This window comes from Pseudomonas sp. yb_9, from assembly GCF_043103635.1.
In the GTDB taxonomy this organism is placed as follows: domain Bacteria; phylum Pseudomonadota; class Gammaproteobacteria; order Pseudomonadales; family Pseudomonadaceae; genus Aquipseudomonas; species Aquipseudomonas monteilii.
This window is the reverse complement of record NZ_JBICKA010000103.1, coordinates 35,081-49,963: the sequence shown is the minus strand read 5'-3', so window position 1 is coordinate 49,963 and position 14,883 is coordinate 35,081. Positions and strand designations below refer to the sequence as shown.

Below are 14,883 nucleotides of genomic sequence, written 5' to 3'. Positions count from 1 at the left end.
CAGCCAGGACGATCATGCGGGCCGAAGCCATTCGCAGGCAGCGAGATGGGCCGAATGGTGGCCAATAGCCCTGGCCCATCTTGACAGGAGTGTAGAGTGCGGCTGGGGGTTCTGCCGGTTTGGCAGAAAAAAATAACGTGGCGGGTCATAATCCCGTCAGGTAGACGCGCGCTGCTCCAGCATCACCAGCGCGCCGACATCACCTTGCAGCGCCAGTGCCGGCCCTTTCGCGGGTAAGACCGTGCAATGGCCGGCAGAGGCTCTCAGCCTCTCAGGCACGATTCAAAGCCCAAGGCACACATACTTGAGCTCCAGGTAGTCCTCGATCCCGTAACGCGAGCCTTCCCGGCCCAAGCCCGACGCCTTCACCCCACCAAACGGCGCGACCTCGGTCGCCACCCCACCGACGTTAACCCCGACCATGCCGTACTCCAGCGCTTCGGACACGCGCCAGATGCGCCCGACGTCCCGGGCATACAGGTAGCAGGCCAGCCCGAACTCGGTGTCATTGGCCTGGGCAATCACCTCCTCCTCGCTGCTGAAGCGGAAGATCGGCGCTACCGGCCCGAAGATTTCCTCACGCGCTACACGCATGTCCGGTGTGACATCCGCCAGCAAGGTCGGCTCGAAGAAGGCCTCGCCCAAGGCATGCCGATGCCCACCCGCCACCACCCTCGCTCCGGCCTCCACAGCCTCGCCCACCAGCCGCTCGACACCACTGGCCGCACGTCCATCGATCATCGGCCCGACCTGTGTGCCAGGCGCATCACCCTGCCCGACTACCAATTCCCCCACCCGTTCGGCAAACCGCGCCACGAAACGCGCGTAGATGCCGTCCTGGATGTAGAAGCGGTTGGCGCACACGCAGGTCTGCCCGCTGTTACGGAACTTGGCGATCAGCGCACCTTCCACCGCCTTTTCCAGGTCGGCATCGTCGAACACGATGAACGGGGCGTTGCCACCCAGCTCCATGGTCACCTTCTTCACCGTCGCCGCCGACTGCTGCAACAACTGGATGCCGATGGGCGTCGAGCCGGTGAATGACAGCTTGCGCACCGTCGGACTGGCCGTCAGCTCGCCGCCGATGGCTGCCGAGTCACCGGTGACCACGCTGAGGACACCCGCCGGAATGCCGGCACGCTCGGCCAGCACACACAGCGCCAGCGCACTGAATGGCGTTTGCGAAGCGGGCTTGAGCACCAGCGTGCAGCCAGCCGCCAGGGCCGGCGCCGCCTTGCGCGTGATCATCGCTGCCGGGAAGTTCCACGGCGTGATGGCCGCGCAGACGCCGATCGGCTCTTTGGTCACGATCAAGCGCCGGTCACGGTTCGGTGAAGGGATCACATCGCCATAGATGCGCTTGCCTTCCTCGGCATAAAACTCCACATAAGCCGCGGCAAAGGCAATTTCGCCACGGGATTCGGCCAATGGCTTGCCTTGTTCAGCGGTCATGATGCGCGCCAGGTCTTCCTGATGGGCAAGGATTTCGCGGAACCAGGCTTGCAGCCGGGCTGCGCGCTCCTTGGCGGTCAGTGCCCGCCACACCGGCAAGGCGCGCTCGGCGGCGGCGATGGCGCGGCGGGTCTCATCTGTGCCCATGCGCGGCACATGGCCGAGTACTTCGCCTGTGGCCGGGTTGGTCACGGCAATGCGCTGGCCGCTGTCGGCGGCCAGCCATTGTCCATCGATATAGCAAACTTCACGCAGCAGATCACGATCGGCAAGGTTCATGTCGATTGGCTCGTTCGAAGGATGAAAAAGATGGGGCCGGACCGCACCCCACCTGAGGTGAATCAGCGTTTGGCCTGCAGGGCCTTGTCGCGGATCTGGCTGAGGGTCATGCGCGGGGTCAGGGCTTCAGGGTCGACCTGCACGTCGATCAGCGCCGGCTTGCCGGACGCCTGGCAACGCTCGAAAGCGGCGGCGAAGTCCTCAGTGCGAGTGACCGTTTCACCGTGCAGCCCATAGGCGCGCGCCAGGGCGGCAAAGTCCGGGTTATGCAGTTCGGTGCCAGACACCCGGCCCGGGTAAGTACGCTCCTGGTGCATGCGGATGGTGCCGTACATGCCGTTGTTGACCACCACCGTGATCACCCGGGCGTCGTAGTGCACCGCCGTGGCCAGCTCCTGGCCATTCATCAGGAAACAACCGTCGCCGGCAAACGCCACTACCGTGCGCTGCGGGTAGGTCAACTTGGCTGCTACTGCTGCCGGCACGCCGTACCCCATGGAGCCGTTGGTTGGCCCGAGCAGCGTACGGAATACACGGTGTTGGTAGCCACGGTGCACCCAGCCGGTGTAGTTACCGGCACCGCAGGTAAGGATGCTATCGGCCGGCAAGGTCTTGTTCAGCCAGGCGATGACTTCGCTCATCTGCACATCACCCGGCGAACGCGGGGTTTCGAAGTTGCCCCGGTAGCCGCAGTTCAGGCTGGCGACCCAGTCGGTGAACGCCGCCGGGCGCACGGCGGGCAAGGTGGCGGCCTGGTTCAGGAAGCTGGCCGGGCCGGCATTGATGCCCAGGGTCGGTTGGTAGACGCGGCCAATTTCCTCGGCGCTGGCGTGCACGTGCACCAGTGCCTGTTTCGGTGTCGGGATGTCGACCAGCGCGTAACCGCCCGTGGTCATTTCGCCCAGACGTGCGCCTACCACGATCAACAGGTCAGATTGCTTCACTGCATCGACCAATACCGGGCCGGCAGCCAGGCCAAGGTCGCCGGCATAGTGCGGGTCGGTGTTGTCGAACAGGTCCTGGCAGCGGAATGACGCCGCCAGCGGCAAATGCTGCGCCTGCACGAAGCGCTTCAGGTCGGCCACCGCCTGGTCGTTCCAGCCACCGCCACCGGCAATCACCAATGGCCGCTGGGCCTTGGCCAGAAGCGCCTGCAGTTCGCCCAGCGCCTGCGGCGCCGGGGCAGCTTCGACACGCTGGGCCGGGCGGGCATCGGCCACTTGTACCAAGTCCGTCAGCATGTCTTCCGGCAAGGCGATCACCACCGGCCCGGGGCGGCCGCTGATGGCGCGCTGGAAAGCTTGGTTGACCAGTTCGGGAATGCGTGCGGCATCGTCGATCTGCACAACCCACTTGGCCATCTGGCCGAACATGCGCCGGTAATCCACTTCCTGGAAGGCTTCGCGCTCGATCTGGTCGCGGGCCACCTGGCCAATGAACAGCAGCATCGGCGTGGAGTCCTGGAAGGCGGTGTGCACACCCACCGAGGCGTTGGTGGCGCCTGGGCCACGGGTGACAAAGCAGATGCCCGGCTTGCCGGTCAACTTGCCGTAGGCCTCGGCCATGTAGGCGGCACCACCCTCCTGGCGGCAGACGATGAGGTCGATTTCATCTTGCACATCATGCAGTGCATCGAGCACCGCTAGGTAGCTTTCACCCGGTACACAGAACGCACGCTCGACACCATTCACCCGCAGAGCATCGACCAGCACCTGGCCACCACTGCGCTTCACTTCGGAGTTGCTCATTGTTGTTCTCCCTCAGGCGCTGCGGTCAGATGACCGAATCTTCCAGGAACGGCTTGTTGTCGATCACCCGCTGGTAGCTCAGCGCGCCCAGGTCGAGCGAGCGGTAGCCGCCATAGGTGATCAGCTCGGACAGCCCGCGGCCAATGGCCGGTGCCTGCTGCAGGCCGTGCCCGCTGAAGCCGTTGCAGAACAGGAAGTTGTTCACTTCGTTATGCGGGCCAACGATGGCGTTGTGGTCGAGCACGCAGAAGTCGTAGTGCCCGGCCCAGTAGTTGACCACTTTGATGCCCTCGAAGGCTGGCACCCGCTCGGCAAGAATCGGCCATACCTCTTCGTCGAACTCTTCGTGCAGCACGTCGAAGTCTTCAAAGTCCACTTCCGGGTCGTTCTTCGGGTACGTGCCGCCCAGGTAGAACTTGCCCTCCGGGCGGAAGAACACCCCGGTGGGATCGATGGTCAGTGGCACGGTGCCTTCCAGCGGGGTGCGGCAGTCGAACACGAACAGTGAGCGGCGCCGTGGCTCGACCGGAATATCCAAGCCCGCCATGCGCGCGACCTTGGTGCCCCGAGTACCGGCACAGTTCACCAACAGGCCGCAGCCGATGCGCTCGCCGCTGGCCAGTTGGACGCCGGTAATGCGGTCACCTTCACGCTGGATACCCGCCACCTCGTTCTCGATGTACTCGATACCCATCGAGCGCGCCTTGCGGCGGAAGCCGTTGAGCATGCCAAGGCTGTCGAACCAGCCTTCTCCACTCTGGCCATAACTGGCGCCAGCAAGGCTGTCGATGTTCACCCAGGGAAACTTGCGCTGGAGCTGCTCGGGGTCGAGCAGGTGCACATCCGCGCCGTGAGACACCTGGGTATCGTGCAGACGGCGCAGCACTTCATAGCCCTTGTCGTCGCCAAGGAACAGGTAGCCATTCTCGTGGAAGGCCAAGTCCGGACGGTCGCCCTCCACCTCCATCACGTCGGGGAAGTTGCGCACGAACTCGGCGCCGAACCTGGAGATTTCAATGTTGATCGGGTTGGAGAACTGCTGACGGATGGAGCTGCTGGACAATGCGGTAGCCGACTTGTTGTAGGTCCAGTCGCGCTCGATGACCAGCACCGAGCCCTTGAAGTCCGGGTTGTTGCCCAGGAAGTAGGCGGTGGCGCTGCCGTTGACCGCGCCGCCGACGATCACCACATCGTAGTTCTGTTGTTTAGCGGTGGAAGCCATGGAATTAGCTCTCTTCTGATGTGGGCGTTATTTCGGGTCTTCGAAATGGCCGGCGCCGGCGAAGTTGCCGCCGTGGAAGCGTGCAGCCGGTTCATTCGGGTGCAGTGGCGGGTGCTCGGCCAGGACCTTGTCGCGGTAGTCGTCGGCGCTGTCCTTGGGTACGTAGCCGATCGACGAAGCCAGCCGGTTGTCCCACAGGCTTTCACGGTTGGCCGACATGCCGTAGACGATCATGTGCCCCACCCGTGGCGCCAACAACGAGCGCTCGGTGAGCTGGGCAAAGTCGTCGAACGACAGCCAGGTGGCGAGCATGCGCCGGTCCAGCGGCTCGGGGAACGACGACCCAATGCGCAGGTTGACCGACTCGATGGCGAACTTGTCCCAGTAGTAGCGGCCCAGGTCTTCGGCAAAGCACTTGCTGACGCCATACAGGCTGTCGGGGCGATGCGCGGCGGTGGCATCGATGGTCTCGGTACGGTCATAGAAGCCGATGGCGTGATTGGAGCTGGTGTACACCACACGCTTCACACCGTTGCGCCGCGCCGCTTCATAGATGTTGTAGGTGCCGACAATGTTGCCGTTGAGGATCTTCTCGAAGGTGTCCTCCACCGGCACGCCACCAGCATGCACGATGGCATCGACGCCTTCGGTCAGCGGCAGCACATCGTTGAAATTGGCCAGGTCGCAGCGCACCAACTGTTCATGGGGCGCGGCCTGGCCCATGTCGGCGATGTCGGTCAGGCGCAGCTCATCGGCGAAGGCGGCCAGGTGCTTGCGCAGCACGCTGCCCAGGCGCCCGGCGGCGCCGGTGATCAGCAGGCGTTTGAAAGGCTTGCTCATGTGTTACCTCGATTGCTTGATGGGCTCAGGACAGCGCCGCGAACGCGTCGCGCAACTGCCCCAGGGCTTGTTCCAGTTCCTGCCGCGACGTGGCGAACGACAGACGAATGTAGGGCTCCAGGCCAAACGCCGAACCCGGCACGGTCGCGACTTTGCCGACACGCAGCAGGTAGGTCGACAGGTCGGCATCGTTGCCAATGACCTGGCCATCCGGGGTGCGCTTGCCGATGAAGGCACTGACCTCAGGGAACGCATAGAACGCGCCCTGCGGCATCTGCAGCTGCAAGCCCGGCATCTGCGCCAAGCCTTGCACCACCAGCGCGCCGCGCGCCTTGTATTCACGGTTGGCCTCTCGCACGAAGTCCTGCGGCCCGTTCAGCGCCGCCACGGCGGCCAGCTGCGAAATGCTCGACGGGCAGGTGGTGGTTTGTGACTGGGTCTTGTTCATGGCCACGACCAGATCTTTCGGCCCGGCGGCGTAACCCAGGCGGTAGCCGGTCATGGCATAGGCCTTGGACACGCCGTTGATCAGCAAGGTGCGCTCGCGCAGTTGCGGGCAAGCAGTGACGAACGACACGAACGGCTCATCGCCCAGCACGATGTGCTCGTAGATTTCGTCGGAGATGATCAGCACGTTCGGGTGGCGCTCCAATACCTGGCCCAACGCCGCGAACTCTTCACGGGTGAAGATCGCCCCGCTCGGGTTGTTCGGCGAGTTGAGCATCACCCAGCGCGTGCGCGGGGTAATGGCCGCGTCCAGCTGCTCGGACGTGAGCTTGAACCGCTGCTCGGCGCCGCAAGGGATGACCTTGGGCACACCACCGTTGAGCATGGCCATGTCGGTGTACGACACCCAGTACGGCGCCGGGGTGATGACCTCGTCACCCGGTTCGAGCGTGGCCAGAAAGGCGTTGAACAACAGCTGCTTGGCACCGTTGCCTACGCAGATTTCGTCCAGGCCATAGACCAGATCGTTTTCCCGGGCAAACTTGTCGACGATGGCCTGGCGCAACACCTCCAGGCCATTGGGCCCGGTGTAGTGGTTGTTGCCCGCCAGCATGGCCTGATAGGCCGCCTCGATCACGTGGGCCGGCACGTTGTAGTCTGGCTCACCGAGTGCCAGGTTGATGACCGGTTCGCCCTTGGCCAGCATCTGCTTGGCCAGTACCGACACGGCCATGCTTGGCGAGCTTTTTACCGCGCGCACGCGGCTGCTTTGCACGTCCATCGTCTAGCGCTCCTGAGCGGCGTCAAAGCCGTAGTCGATACGTGCCTGTTCGGCGCTGATGTAACCCGCACGCACATCGCGCTCAACCTGCTTGCGGTCGCGCTGGCGCGGGTCGCCATAACCACCGCCACCGGGCAGGCGCAGCACCAGGCGGCGCTCAGCGGGTACGAATTGCTGGCCTTTGCCGCGCAGCAAGCTGCCGTCATCCAGGCCAACGAAACCTTGGGCGCCCTCCTGGCCGCCCTCCAGGCCGCGTGCCGGGTACTGGATACGGTCGAACATGGCACTGAAGCGGAAGCTGTAGCCTTCGGCCGCCGAGACTTCGATTTCCTGGCCCAGGCCACCGCGCAACTGTCCGGCACCGCCAGAGCCTTCGCGCAGTTCCTTGCGCCAGACCACTACCGGGCCGGCATGCTCGGTGGCTTCCACCGGCATGGTGTGCACGCCGCTGGGGAACGCCGTGGCGCTCAGGCCATCCATCGCCGAGCGGGCACCCATGCCGCCGCTGTTGAACATCAGCATCTCGGCGTTGCGGCCGTTGGGGTTGCTCTCCAGCGGGCGCACGCTCAGGTGCAGGTTCCACAGGGCGCTGGCACCCTCGGCCGGCACTTTGCCTGGCAGGCACTTGTGCAGCGCGCCGAGCACCAGGTCGGGTACGAAATGGCCCAGCACATGGCGCACCGATACCGGCGCCGGGTGCTTGGCATTGAGGATGCAGCCTTCGGGCGCGGTGACGTCGAACGGCGCCAGCGAAGCGGTGTTGTTCGGGATTTCCGGCGCGACGATGCACTTGAGGCCATAGCAGGCATAAGCCTTGGCGTAGCCCAGCGGCACGTTGATGCCGAACTGGCTCATGCCCGAGGTGCCGGTAAAGTCGCTCTTGATACCATCGGGGCCAACCGTGATGGTCACCGCCAGGGTTACCGGCACATCGTAGCCGTCGAGGGTCATGCTGTTGCTGAAGGTGCCGTGGGGGAGCGACTTGAAGCATTCCAGGGTAGCGCGACGGCTGTGTTCGAGGATGAACCCGCCAATGTGCTCCAGGTCGTCCAGCTTGAACTCTTCGAGCATGTCCAGCAGGCGCTTGTGGCCGGTTTCGTTGCACGCCGACAGCGCATAGAAGTCGCCCACTACCCGGTCGCTCTCACGCACGTTGTTGCGCAGGATGTTGATCAGGTCGCGGTTGACCTTGCCGCGCTCGAACAACTTCATGATCGGGATGAACAAGCCTTCTTCGTACACTTCGCGGGCATCGGGGCCGAAGCCCCGGCCACCGATATCGACCACGTGCGCAGTACTGGCGAAATAGCCGATCAGCTTGCCCTTGTAGAAGGACGGCGAAACGATGGTGATGTCGTGCAGGTGGCCAGTGCCCTTCCACGGGTCGTTGGTCACGTAGACATCGCCTTCGAAAATGTTGTCCTCGCCGATGTCATTGATGAAGTGCACCACCGCCTCGGCCATGGTGTTCACATGGCCAGGGGTGCCAGTGACGGCCTGGGCCAGCATGTTGCCGGCTCGGTCGAACACCCCGGCGGACAGGTCGCCGGCTTCGCGCACACTGGTGGAGAAGGCAGTACGGATCAGGGTCAGGGCCTGCTCTTCGACCACCGAGACCAGGCGGTTCCACATCACCTGCATTTGAATGTCGATCAACGTATCGCTCATGGTTCTGGCTTCCGAATTCAGGCGTTAGCGGCGCACGACCAGCAGGCAGCCGTCTGGCTGGACCGTGGCGGTGAAGTTGGAGGTGACGAAGGTCGAGGTTTCGCGCTCGACGATGATCGCCGGGCCGTCGACACGGGCACCGACTTGCAGCTCTTCGCGCGGGTGGATGCCGGCTTCGACAAAACCACCGGCGGCCACGTCGAACACCTGGCGGCGGGAAATCTCATGGGCGCGGTAGGCGGCGCCCACCTCTTCAACCTGCGTGACAGGTGGCAGGGGCGAACTGGCCTTGACCGACCAGCTGACGATCTCGATGTCCGGCCCTTCGATGGGGCGGCCAAAGAAGCGGGTGTAGGCTTCTTCGAAACGGGCTTTGAACGCTAGCGTGTCGGCAGCGCTGAAGGCTTTGAATGGCAAGGCAACCGGGATTTCCCAGCCTTGGCCCACGTAGCGCATGAACGCCGTGCAGTCCATTTCCGGCTCACCGATCGGCATGCCCTGGCGCAGAAAGCCCAGCGATTCGGCTTTCATCTCGTCGATCAGATCATTGACCTGCGCGGCCTCGAACTCGGACAAGCGTACGAACGCACTGCGTACGGCCTCGTAGCCGAATGGCGCACGCAGGAAGCCGATCGCCGAACCCACGCCGGCACCCGCCGGGACGATGAAGCGTGCCACACCCATTTTCTCGCACAGCCGTGCAGCGTGCAGCGGGCCGCCACCGCCAAAGGTGATCATGGTGTAGTCGGCAATGTCCTTGCCGCTTTCCACCGCATGCACACGGCCGGCGTTGGCCATGTTCTCGTCAACCACTTCGCACACGCCAAACGCTGCGGTGTCGGCCTGCATGCCCAACGGCTGGCCGATGACCCGGGCCATGGCGTTGGCCGCGTTGTCGGTGGACAAACGCAGCGCGCCACCGGCGAAGTTGTCTGCATCCAGGCGGCCGAGCAGCAGGTTGGCGTCGGTGATGGTCGGCTCCAGGCCCCCACGGCCGTAACAGGCAGGGCCAGGCTCGGAGGCCGCACTGTGCGGGCCCACGCGAATCTGGCGCATGCTGTCGATGCTGGCGATGGAGCCGCCGCCAGCACCGATTTCGACCATTTCCACCACCGGGATGGAAATCGGCATGCCGCTGCCCTTCTTGAAGCGGTAGGTGCGGGCAACCTCGAAGGTTTTCGCGGTTTTCGGTACTTGGTGTTCGATCAGGCAGATTTTCGCCGTGGTGCCCCCCATGTCGAACGACAGCACGTTCTCCAGCTGGTAGCGGCGGGCGATGTCGGCCGCAAAGATGGCGCCACCGGCCGGGCCGGACTCCACCAGACGGACCGGGAACTCAGCGGCGCTTTGCACCGAGATGATGCCGCCGCCGGAGTGGATCATGAATACCGGGCAATGGGCGCCTTCCTGCTTGAGGGTCACCACCAGGCGGTCCAGGTAAGACTTGATCAGCGGCTTGACGTAAGCGTTGGCACACACGGTATTGAAGCGCTCGAACTCGCGCATCTGCGGCGAGACTTCGCTGGAAATGGAAATCGACAACTGCGGCAGTCGCGCCTGCAGGGCATCGCGCAACTGGCGTTCGTGGGCACCGTTGACGTAGCTGTGAATGAAGCCGATGGCAACGCTTTCGTAGTTGCCTTCGGCAATGCGCTCGACCAGGGCATCGACCTCGGCCTGCGCAGGAGCGATCAGCACCTGGCCTTTGACATTCAGGCGCTCACGCAAGGTGTAGCGGTGTTCACGATCGATCAGTGGCGGCGGCAGGGCGATGTTGATGTCGTATTGCTCGAAACGGTTTTCGGTGCGCATTTCCAGTGTGTCCCGGAAGCCTTCGGTGGTGATGAAGGCGGTGCGCGCGCCACGGCGCTCGATCAGGGCGTTGGTGGCCAGGGTGGTGCCGTGGATCAACTGGTCGATGTCCGACAAGGCCAAGCCCGCCTGCTCCACCACCTGGCGCACGCCGGTGAGGATGGCCCGTTCAGGCAACTCGTAGTCGGTCAGGATCTTGGTCGAATGCAGCACGCCGTTCACGTCCAGCGCGATATCGGTGAAGGTGCCGCCTATGTCCACGCCGACCCGGCATGATGTCGCAGTCATCGTCATATCCCCTGCAATGCTTTGTAGTTGTCTCGACCGGTTGGGGCGGTCTTCATGTAAGTTATATGTTGTCTTACAGGTGGTCAAGCACCTATTTGCTCAAATCTGCATTGCCTGCGCTGGCCTCTTAGCGGGCACAGGCAACACAACTGCCAGATCAACCAGCCGTCTTGACCATCCGCCCGCCACCCACCGCCTGCGCTGTGGGGAACACTTCTAACCGCGACACATCCACTTGCCGCGGCATCTTCAGCGCCGCTAGCAACAGCTGGGCGATATCTACCGGCTGGATCGATTCATAACCGTCATACAGCTCACTGCCTGCCGCCTGCAAGCCCATGGCAGTCTTGTACAGCTGGGTCTGCACCCGGCCCGGGGCTATCTCGGTCACCCGAACGCCGCTGCCCAACAGGTCACAGCGCAAGGCATCGCAGAACAGGCTAACCCCGGCCTTGGACGCACCGTACACCGCTGCGCCCGGGTGCGGCGCTCGGCCAGCACTGGAACCTATGAAGAACAGGTGCCCCCTGCCCCGCCCGACCATGCCTGGCAGCACCTGGCGCGCCAGGTGCAACGGCGCCTTGAGGTTGATGTCGAGCATGTTGTCGATTTCGGCTTCGTCGATGTCCTGGAATGCCGCCCGGGTGGACAGAATGCCCGCGTTGTTGACCAGCACATCCACCGCTTGCCCTTCCAGCGCGGCAGCCAGCGAACGGTAATCACGCACATCCGCCTGCAAGGTGGTCACACCCGGCTCGCAAGCCAGCTCGGCCAACGCCTCAGGGCTGCGCCCCACGGCAATCACTTGCAGGCCGGCATCACGCAGCGCCAGTACGATGGCCTTGCCGATACCGCTGGTAGCCCCGGTCACCAGCGCGCGCTGATAGCCCTCGGGGAATGCGACTTCAGGCATAGATGTAACCCCCGCTGACAATCACGTTTTCACCGGTGGCATAGCTGTTGCGGCTGCTGCCCATCATCACGATCCACTCGGCGATTTCTGCCGGTTCCGCAGCACGGCCCAGCGGGTTGGCTGCCGCCAGCTCGCCGAGGAAGCCCAGCTGTTTGGCGCGCTCGGTGGCAAAACCGGCCGGGGCTACCGAGTTGACCAGGATCTGGTCCTTGGCACAGGCCTGGGCGAACGACTTGGTCAGGCTTACCACCGCTGCCTTGGTGGCGGCATAGTGGGCGTTTTGCGGGTGGGCCTTGAAGGCGTCCACCGACGTCACGTTGACGATACGCCCGGTCACCGCCGGGGCCGCCACGTACTGCTGCATGTGGCGCACCGCGGCGACCATCATGTGGTAGGTGCCCTTGATGTTGACGGCGTTCTCCAGGTCCCACTCGTCGTCAGTGATCTCGAAGATGTCCTTGCGCGGGTAGATGGCCGCACTGTTGACCAGGCAATGCACCCGCCCCAAGCCTTCGACGATCTGGGCGAAGGCCGCATGGGCGGTGTCCTTGCGGGCAATGTCGCCTACTGCGATTGCCACTTCTACACCCTGCCCGCGCAGTTCTTCTGCAGCGTGTACCAGCAATTGCTCGTTGCGGTCGATCAGGCCGATTTTGCCGGCACCACGTTTTACCATCAGCCGGGCTGTTTCCAGGCCCAGCCCCGAGGCACCACCTACAATCACCACCGTTTGATTTTCCACAAAACACCTCCGCGATTGAGTCTTTACGTAAGATGCCTGTTGTCTTACATTTGGTCAAACATCAATTCGCCGACAGGTGCTTGCATGCCCGCTTCCAGCTTCTCGCCCGTCCCCACCCCGCACGCTCGGGACCGCTTGCTGGATGCGGCCAGCGCCTTGTTTGCCAGCCATGGCTACCAGGCCATCGGCCTGCGTGACCTGGCCAGCCACCTGGGCCTGCGCGCCGGCTCGCTGTACCACCACATCGAGAGCAAACAGGCGCTGCTGTTCGAGCTGATCGAGTCGAGCCTGACCGACCTGCTGTATGAAACCCGACAATGCCTCAAAGGTGCCCGTACCACCCGTGAACGCTTGCCGTGCTTTGTGCAGGCCTTCGTGACGTATAGCCAGGCCAACCCCGACAAACTGGTGTTGCTGACGCGGGAAGCCATGAACCTGAACACAGAGCAACTGTTGCAAATCGAACAGTTGAAACTGCAATACAGCGGGCTGCTTAGTGACATTGTCGCCGCAGAATGCGGGCTGCCGGCACGCCGAGCGCGGTCGATTGCCCATGCCGTGCTGGGTTTGCTGTGCGGGCAGGCGCAATGGGGAAGCGTGACCACCGCGAGGGATCAACTGGTGACGTTCGTACAGGGCATTGTCGGTACCGGCAAGACCGCGGCCTATCGATAAAAAATGCATAACAATATGAATTCTTATTCTTTTTTTAATGAAAGATAATCCTCTATAACTCTCTCCACTGCACAGCCGCCAACACCTGGCCAACTGTTCGCAGCGCAACACCCAATCAACACGAAACGCCCGCCCGGCAACAGCGACGCAAACCTGCTAACGCGATAACGTGTTGATTTAGAAGAACATTAGAACCCGGCACGACGATTGCTCAAGCAAAGTCCCCCGCTCAACCCGAACCGGAGACCTGCCCATGAGCACCCCACTGAACGTCGTAGCCCTGTCCGGCGGCACTTCCCGCCCGTCACGCACCCTGGCCCTGACCGAGGCGATCCTCGCCGAACTGGCCGAGCACCTGCACATCAAGCCGCACCTGATCGAACTGGGCGACATCGCCCGCCCACTGGGCAGCGCCCTGTGGCGCAGCGAACTGCCCGACACCGTCGAGCAGCAACTGCGCCTGGTGGAAAAGGCCGACCTGCTGGTCGTGACCACCCCCGTGTACCGCGGCAGCTTTACCGGCCACTTCAAGCACCTGTTCGACCTGATCGGCCAGGACGCTCTGGTCGACACCCCGGTTCTGCTCGCCGCCACCGGCGGCAGCGAGCGCCATGCGCTGGTGCTCGACCACCAGTTGCGCCCGCTGTTCAGCTTCCTGCAAGCCCTGACCCTGCCCATCGGCGTGTTCGCCAGCCAGGCAGAACTGGCCGACTACCGCGTGTCCAGCGATGCCCTCGCCGCCCGTATCCGCCTGGCTGCAGAGCGTGCCGTGCCGCTGTTCGGCGCCCACCACGCACTGCGTAAAAGCGCCTGAGGAGCGGCCATGAATGCACCTGTGAATACCCCGCTGCGCCCGGCCTTGGCGATTGCCCGCGAACTGGCCGGGCAGTTTGCCCAGACCGCCGTCGAACGCGACGAGCGCGGCGGCACGCCGAAAGCCGAGCGCGATGCCCTGCGTGACAGCGGCCTGCTGTCGCTGGTGATCCCGCAGGTCTTCGGTGGCCAGGGCGCCAACTGGCACGACACGTTCGCGGTGGTGCGCGAGTTCGCGCGGGTCGACAACTCCATTGCCCATGTGTTCGGCTTTCACCACCTGATGCTGGCTACCGTGCGCCTGTTCTCACGCCCCGACCAATGGCAGCCCTGGTTCGAACAGACCGCCCGCAAACAGTGGTTCTGGGGCAATGCCCTGAACCCGCTGGACACCCGCACCGTGGTCAAGCACCTCGATGGCTGGTGCGAGTTCTCGGGCAAGAAAAGCTTCTGCTCCGGTGCCAGCGACTCGGAAATGCTCATCGCCTCGGCTGTGGACGAACGTGCCGGCGGCAAGCTGCTGATTGCCGCCATCCCCAGTGGCCGCACCGGCATCAGCCTGCACAGCGACTGGAACAACATCGGTCAACGCCAGACCGACAGCGGCAGCGCCACGTTCGAGCGGGTACGGGTAGAGCACAACGAACTGCTGCTTGAACCAGGCCCGCTGAGCACTCCGTTCGCCGCCCTGCGCCCGCTGATTGCCCAGCTGCACTTCGCCAACCTGTTCCTCGGCATTGCCGAAGGCGCCTTCGAAGAAGCCCGCCAGTACACCCTCAAGGAAAGCCGGCCGTGGTTCCGCTCCAGCGCCGCCAGCACTGCCGAAGACCCTTACGTGCTGCGCCATTACGGCGAGTTCTGGGTTGGCCTTGAAAGCGTGCGTCTGCTGATCGAACGGGCCGCACGCCAGCTGGATGCCGCCTGGGCCAAGGAACATGCCCTCACGGCGGAAGAGCGCGGCGACCTGGCCCTGGCCATCGGCACCGCCAAGGTCGCCGCCAGCCGCCACGGCCTGGACATCTGCAACCGCCTGTTCGAAGTCACCGGCGCGCGCGCCACCCATGCCGCGCTGCGCTTCGACCGCCATTGGCGCAACCTTCGCACACAAACCCTGCACGATCCGGTGGACTACCGCATCCACGAACTCGGCGAGTGGGCCCTCAACGACAAGCGCCCTGCCCCATCCTTCTATTCCTGAGGATT

At 63.8% G+C, this 14,883-nt stretch carries 12 protein-coding genes; 3 read left to right on the top strand and 9 right to left on the bottom strand.

Translation table 11 applies throughout. From position 1 onward, the window contains the following. Positions 1–282: 282 nt before the first annotated feature. The 9 genes from ACF8MI_RS25420 to ACF8MI_RS25380 form a co-directional block, all read right to left on the bottom strand. Positions 283–1,731 (bottom strand): NAD-dependent succinate-semialdehyde dehydrogenase, encoded by a 1,449-nt coding sequence (locus tag ACF8MI_RS25420; protein ID WP_060499245.1) that lies wholly within the window; start codon positions 1,729–1,731, stop codon positions 283–285. A gap of 62 nt (positions 1,732–1,793) precedes the next feature. Continuing rightward, entirely contained in the window at positions 1,794–3,479 is a 1,686-nt protein-coding gene (locus ACF8MI_RS25415) for a thiamine pyrophosphate-binding protein (RefSeq protein WP_104835048.1), read from the bottom strand. A 25-nt stretch (positions 3,480–3,504) separates the two neighbouring features. After that, complete coding sequence (locus ACF8MI_RS25410; RefSeq protein ID WP_156866780.1) at positions 3,505–4,701, bottom strand: FAD-binding oxidoreductase; 1,197 nt, start codon at positions 4,699–4,701, stop codon at positions 3,505–3,507. A gap of 27 nt (positions 4,702–4,728) precedes the next feature. After that, positions 4,729–5,541 (bottom strand): NAD(P)-dependent oxidoreductase, encoded by an 813-nt coding sequence (locus ACF8MI_RS25405; protein WP_156866781.1) that lies wholly within the window; start codon positions 5,539–5,541, stop codon positions 4,729–4,731. 25 nt (positions 5,542–5,566) lie between these two features. Then, positions 5,567–6,769: a pyridoxal phosphate-dependent aminotransferase gene (locus tag ACF8MI_RS25400; RefSeq protein WP_200928535.1), complete on the bottom strand. Its 1,203-nt coding sequence runs from the start codon at positions 6,767–6,769 to the stop codon at positions 5,567–5,569. A gap of 3 nt (positions 6,770–6,772) precedes the next feature. Continuing rightward, positions 6,773–8,437 (bottom strand): hydantoinase B/oxoprolinase family protein, encoded by a 1,665-nt coding sequence (locus ACF8MI_RS25395; protein ID WP_060499250.1) that lies wholly within the window; start codon positions 8,435–8,437, stop codon positions 6,773–6,775. Between the two features lie 24 nt (positions 8,438–8,461). After that, on the bottom strand, positions 8,462–10,537 hold the full coding sequence (locus ACF8MI_RS25390; RefSeq protein ID WP_200928536.1) for a hydantoinase/oxoprolinase family protein: 2,076 nt from the start codon (positions 10,535–10,537) through the stop codon (positions 8,462–8,464). A gap of 157 nt (positions 10,538–10,694) precedes the next feature. Then, positions 10,695–11,450, bottom strand: a complete 756-nt coding sequence (locus tag ACF8MI_RS25385) for an SDR family oxidoreductase (RefSeq protein ID WP_200928537.1) — start codon at positions 11,448–11,450, stop codon at positions 10,695–10,697. After that, on the bottom strand, positions 11,443–12,192 hold the full coding sequence (locus ACF8MI_RS25380) for an SDR family NAD(P)-dependent oxidoreductase (protein WP_060499253.1): 750 nt from the start codon (positions 12,190–12,192) through the stop codon (positions 11,443–11,445). Before ACF8MI_RS25380 ends, ACF8MI_RS25385 begins: the two co-directional genes overlap by 8 nt. An 84-nt stretch (positions 12,193–12,276) precedes the next feature. Here ACF8MI_RS25380 and ACF8MI_RS25375 point away from each other — a divergent pair, with 84 nt between their 5' ends. From ACF8MI_RS25375 to ACF8MI_RS25365, 3 genes are all read left to right on the top strand, one after another. Then, positions 12,277–12,867, top strand: coding sequence for a TetR/AcrR family transcriptional regulator (locus ACF8MI_RS25375; protein ID WP_104835054.1), 591 nt, complete (start codon positions 12,277–12,279; stop codon positions 12,865–12,867). 253 nt (positions 12,868–13,120) lie between these two features. After that, positions 13,121–13,681, top strand: a complete 561-nt coding sequence (msuE, locus tag ACF8MI_RS25370) for an FMN reductase (RefSeq protein WP_016711107.1) — start codon at positions 13,121–13,123, stop codon at positions 13,679–13,681. A 9-nt stretch (positions 13,682–13,690) separates the two neighbouring features. Further along, positions 13,691–14,878, top strand: coding sequence for an acyl-CoA dehydrogenase family protein (locus ACF8MI_RS25365; RefSeq protein WP_200928538.1), 1,188 nt, complete (start codon positions 13,691–13,693; stop codon positions 14,876–14,878). Positions 14,879–14,883: the final 5 nt, after the last annotated feature.

Coding starts and splice junctions, on each gene's coding strand:
- ACF8MI_RS25420 (WP_060499245.1), bottom strand. CDS start 1,731: ATGAACCTTGCCGATCGTGATCTGCTGCGTGAAGTTTGCTATATCGAT.
- ACF8MI_RS25415 (WP_104835048.1), bottom strand. CDS start 3,479: ATGAGCAACTCCGAAGTGAAGCGCAGTGGTGGCCAGGTGCTGGTCGAT.
- ACF8MI_RS25410 (WP_156866780.1), bottom strand. CDS start 4,701: ATGGCTTCCACCGCTAAACAACAGAACTACGATGTGGTGATCGTCGGC.
- ACF8MI_RS25405 (WP_156866781.1), bottom strand. CDS start 5,541: ATGAGCAAGCCTTTCAAACGCCTGCTGATCACCGGCGCCGCCGGGCGC.
- ACF8MI_RS25400 (WP_200928535.1), bottom strand. CDS start 6,769: ATGGACGTGCAAAGCAGCCGCGTGCGCGCGGTAAAAAGCTCGCCAAGC.
- ACF8MI_RS25395 (WP_060499250.1), bottom strand. CDS start 8,437: ATGAGCGATACGTTGATCGACATTCAAATGCAGGTGATGTGGAACCGC.
- ACF8MI_RS25390 (WP_200928536.1), bottom strand. CDS start 10,537: ATGACTGCGACATCATGCCGGGTCGGCGTGGACATAGGCGGCACCTTC.
- ACF8MI_RS25385 (WP_200928537.1), bottom strand. CDS start 11,450: ATGCCTGAAGTCGCATTCCCCGAGGGCTATCAGCGCGCGCTGGTGACC.
- ACF8MI_RS25375 (WP_104835054.1), top strand. CDS start 12,277: ATGCCCGCTTCCAGCTTCTCGCCCGTCCCCACCCCGCACGCTCGGGAC.
- msuE (WP_016711107.1), top strand. CDS start 13,121: ATGAGCACCCCACTGAACGTCGTAGCCCTGTCCGGCGGCACTTCCCGC.
- ACF8MI_RS25365 (WP_200928538.1), top strand. CDS start 13,691: ATGAATGCACCTGTGAATACCCCGCTGCGCCCGGCCTTGGCGATTGCC.